At 33.2% G+C, this 3,703-nt stretch carries 3 protein-coding genes; 1 reads left to right on the forward strand and 2 read right to left on the reverse strand.

Going from position 1 to position 3,703, the window contains the following annotated elements; translation table 11 throughout:
- Positions 1 to 311: 311 nt before the first annotated feature.
- Positions 312 to 671, reverse strand: a complete 360-nt coding sequence (locus B3J44_RS06400; protein WP_198855911.1) for a hypothetical protein — start codon at positions 669 to 671, stop codon at positions 312 to 314.
- Positions 672 to 912: 241 nt separating this feature from the next.
- Here B3J44_RS06400 and B3J44_RS06405 point away from each other — a divergent pair, with 241 nt between their 5' ends.
- Entirely contained in the window at positions 913 to 1,272 is a 360-nt protein-coding gene (locus B3J44_RS06405; RefSeq protein WP_286966928.1) for a nuclear transport factor 2 family protein, read from the forward strand.
- Positions 1,273 to 1,413: 141 nt separating this feature from the next.
- Here the strand turns inward: B3J44_RS06405 and B3J44_RS06410 are convergent, their stop codons facing one another.
- A complete protein-coding gene (locus tag B3J44_RS06410) occupies positions 1,414 to 3,138 on the reverse strand; it encodes a tetratricopeptide repeat protein (RefSeq protein WP_286966929.1) in 1,725 nt (574 codons plus the stop codon).
- Positions 3,139 to 3,703 lie beyond the last annotated feature (565 nt).

Raw genomic sequence — 3,703 nt, forward strand, 5'->3', positions numbered from 1 at the left:
TTTATCTCCGCACGAGACTAAAACGAATAAAGCCAAGGTGCATAAAAGAAATGGATTTTTATAAATGCTCATCATTAGGTTTAAATTTTTGAATAAATAGATGTGCTCCCTTGATACTAAAATATCGGGAGTTTGAATTTGGATTTTGTTTTCGATAAAAATCGAAACAGAAAATAAAAATGAGTTCGGATGCTTCTCTGTTAGAAAAGTGCCGTTTAGAGGTGTTTTTATAGCAATAACTGCTCAATCACATAAGCAAATGAGGTATCGTTCCAGAATACTAGAATATAAAAACAACGAAATACATCAGTCTAGAATAACTGGTACAAATGCAAGTGAGGATGTCTTTCAATATGGTATATTGAAGCTATACCATAGATTAAGCTTTCTTTATAAAGCTTGAAGTTGACTAAATTACTGAAATAAGGAGCTTTGATCGTACTTTGTTCTAAAGTAGTCGCTCTGCATTTCATTTTCTTTTTGAGCTTGTAATGAACTTCTAGATTTTTAGAAGAAGAAAAGTCAGAAGAAAAAATCTGCGTGTCGTCTGCCGCAACACTATCTAAGGTAATGCAACTGCTAGTGCTTAAAATCGGCTGATACGTTTCGGTGCCTCTAAAAAAAGAAAGCAGCGATAGTAAAACGACATATATGAACTTTGCAGGTTTCATTTACAGTACAGCAGATTATATAATTTTGTTCCTTAAAAGGAGGGAGTATATTTGTTTAAAGTGCGCCAAATATAGTAATTTGAAAAGTAAGGTTTCTTAATTTTTTTCTAAAAACTGAGAAAATTAAAAATTTGATAATATTTGAAGTTGGTTTTTAGGGTTTTGATATTTATTGAGATTTGTATTAAAAAGTTATTATTTCTGTGCTACTTTTATAGAACTAATTAAAAAACAATCAAATATGTCAAATCAATTTGAACCAATAATAGAAAAGGCTTACAATGCTTTTAACGAAAGAAATATAGCTAATTGTTTATCTACAATGCAAGATGATGTACAATGGTCAAAAGCTTGGGAAGGAGGTTATATTAGTGGTCATGATGAAATTCGAGAATATTGGACAAGACAATGGACAGAAATAAATCCGAAAGTGTTGCCAGTTGGTTTTGATGAAAGAGAAAATGGAAGTTTAGAAGTAAAAGTTCACCAAACAGTAAAGGATCTTCAAGGTAATCTGATATTTGACGGATTTGTAAAGCATATTTATACTTTTCAAGACGGATTGATTAAAACGATGGATATTGAGTTAGTTGAGAATTAATTATTTCTGCGCTCTGCAAAGAGTTCCAAACTTGAATTAAAAAGCTAAGCAAATATCTCTGACTTTATGCAATTTTTTTTGCCTTATAAATGATAAACCTAGTGACCTGATTTTTCATGATAAAAACATTAAAACTAAAAATCATTCCAAAATACTAGAAGAATCCTTAATCTCAAAATCAGCATATTGCCAAGCATTATCAAAAGAGGTTTTGATTTTTAAAGCCTCTTTTTCTTTTTTCTGTGCGGTTAAAGCATTATAAAGTCCGATTAAGGCGAAGCCATTTTTTGGAAGCGTTTGCAAATCTTGTCTGTATACTTTTTCAGCTTCGGCGTATTTTCCAGCTTTAAGTAAAACTGTGCCTAAATAATGTCTAACAGAGAAAAACCAATCAGGTGGTTCGTTGTAATTTAACTGATCTTCAATTGCGATTGCTTTATTTAAAAAAGTAACGGCTTTATCCAAATTGTTCTTTTTGGCTTCAACACCTGCTGAAAGTACATTAGCAGCAATTTGAACAAGATCATAAGTGGTATTGATATTCCAAATCGTAACCTCTTTTAAGGTTTTATCTTTTGCTAATTGGTTCAGAGAAGCAAGCTGTTTTTCGGCATTGGCAATATCATTTTTCCCGAGATATGCCATTCCTTGCGCATAGTGCCAAATCGCATTTGGATAAATAAGGTCTTTTTCAGGTTGCGGAATCTCCATAATTTTATTCCACATCGAAAATTTTACAGCGATATAATACGGAATGCTATAATAATGCTGTAAAGTTCCCCAACCGGCTTCACGCATGATTTTAGGAGACATATGCTGTTGTAATATTTGTGCCGATTCCCAAGCTAATTTTGAATTTCCTTCTAAAGCAGCTGTAGCCACCAAAAAGTGATAATTGTGAGGATAATAGGCTAGGGGATAAGCGCCTTGTGCATTACAGGCAGTTGTATACAAACTATCAATTTTAACCGCTTCGATGTTTGAAAGTGTACCTTGGTGGTAATCTCCCGTACGAATGTAAATATGAGATGGCATGTGCACCAAATGTCCTGAACCTGGAACTAAAGTTTCTAATAATTTAGCACTTTTAAGTCCGTTTTCTGGATGTGAAGATGCTTCCACAGCATGAACCAAAAAATGATGTGCGCCTGGATGTTTCGGATTTTTTTTAATCAATTCATTTAAAACGCTTAGTATTTCTGGAGTCCATTTTTTAGGTATTCCGGTGTCTTTTTCATACAAATCCCACGGATGGAGATTCATTTGGGATTCCGCGTAAAGTGCGCCAATATCTGGATCTGAAGGAAACTGAGCGTATACTTTTTTCATCGCTTCTGCATAAGCAATGTCCAGCGGTTTTCTATCTGCAGGAGGATTTTTAGCATAACGCACTAGTAATGCATCAATCATAGCAATTTCTTTCGGAGAACATTTCGCAGAAAGTTTCTTAGCTTTTTGAGCCGCATTATAAGCACGCTGAAAATTATCTTCTTCCATTCCAGCATTATAATTCGGACCTAAAACATACGCAAAACCCCAATATGCCATGGCGCAATTGGGATCTAATCGCGAAGCTTCATAAAACGATCTTGCTGCTTCGGCATGATTAAATCCATACGCCAACATCATTCCCTGATTAAAGTATTCCTGCGTTTCAGGATTATTGGTTGTAATTTTAAAAGAAACACCTTCTAAACCTTTAAAAATTGGTGCTTTTTTGTTTTGGGCGTACCAATCTTTATCGTTCGTTTTCGGAATATAACATCCTTGCGAAGCGCTTATTTTAACTGATTTGGGTTCGGTATTTTTTTCTTTACAGGAAACAAAAAGAAGAAAAACAGCAATTAAAAAGTAATTATATTTCATCGCATAACAGATTAAAATTATATGATTCAATATTCCGTAGGAATATCTCGTCGGTAGAAAAAATATATTGCGTAGCATTGTGTGTCCCTTAGGGACACCTGTTTTTTTAGAGAGAAAGGCTCTGCTTTATTAATCAAACGTTCCTACGGAACGTGTATTTGTAATCTAAATTTAGTTCTACCGATCAAACATTCCTACGGAATGATGTTGTTCGTAAAAACAAAAAAATAAATGATAGTTTGAGAAATTGAGCTTGGAGTTTAATAGATTGAATCGGAGATTAATAAACAAAATTAAATAAAAAAGAAATAGGTTTTTTAAATATTTGTTTTTCAGTGTTTTGTGGTCGGTTTTTGAATTGCTTTGAGCATAAAAGTTCTCCCGCAGATTTTGCAGATTTAGGAGATTTTTTTTAATTATAATATCTGCCAAATCTGCAAGATCTGCGAGAGAAAAAAAATCAAAAAAATAAGGTCTACACTTTTCAGCATAGACCTTAAATTATATGGAAATAAATAATTTCTTAGTTTGTTCCAGCGGCAACTTTATCTACCAAAAACAATAA

The organism is Flavobacterium sp. UBA4854 (assembly GCF_002399805.1).
Classification (GTDB): Bacteria; Bacteroidota; Bacteroidia; order Flavobacteriales; family Flavobacteriaceae; genus Flavobacterium; species Flavobacterium ginsengisoli.

Excerpts from the sequence above, each read along its gene's own strand:
- B3J44_RS06400 (WP_198855911.1), bottom strand. The coding sequence starts at position 671 with ATGAAACCTGCAAAGTTCATATATGTCGTTTTACTATCGCTGCTTTCT.
- B3J44_RS06405 (WP_286966928.1), top strand. The coding sequence starts at position 913 with ATGTCAAATCAATTTGAACCAATAATAGAAAAGGCTTACAATGCTTTT.
- B3J44_RS06410 (WP_286966929.1), bottom strand. The coding sequence starts at position 3,138 with ATGAAATATAATTACTTTTTAATTGCTGTTTTTCTTCTTTTTGTTTCC.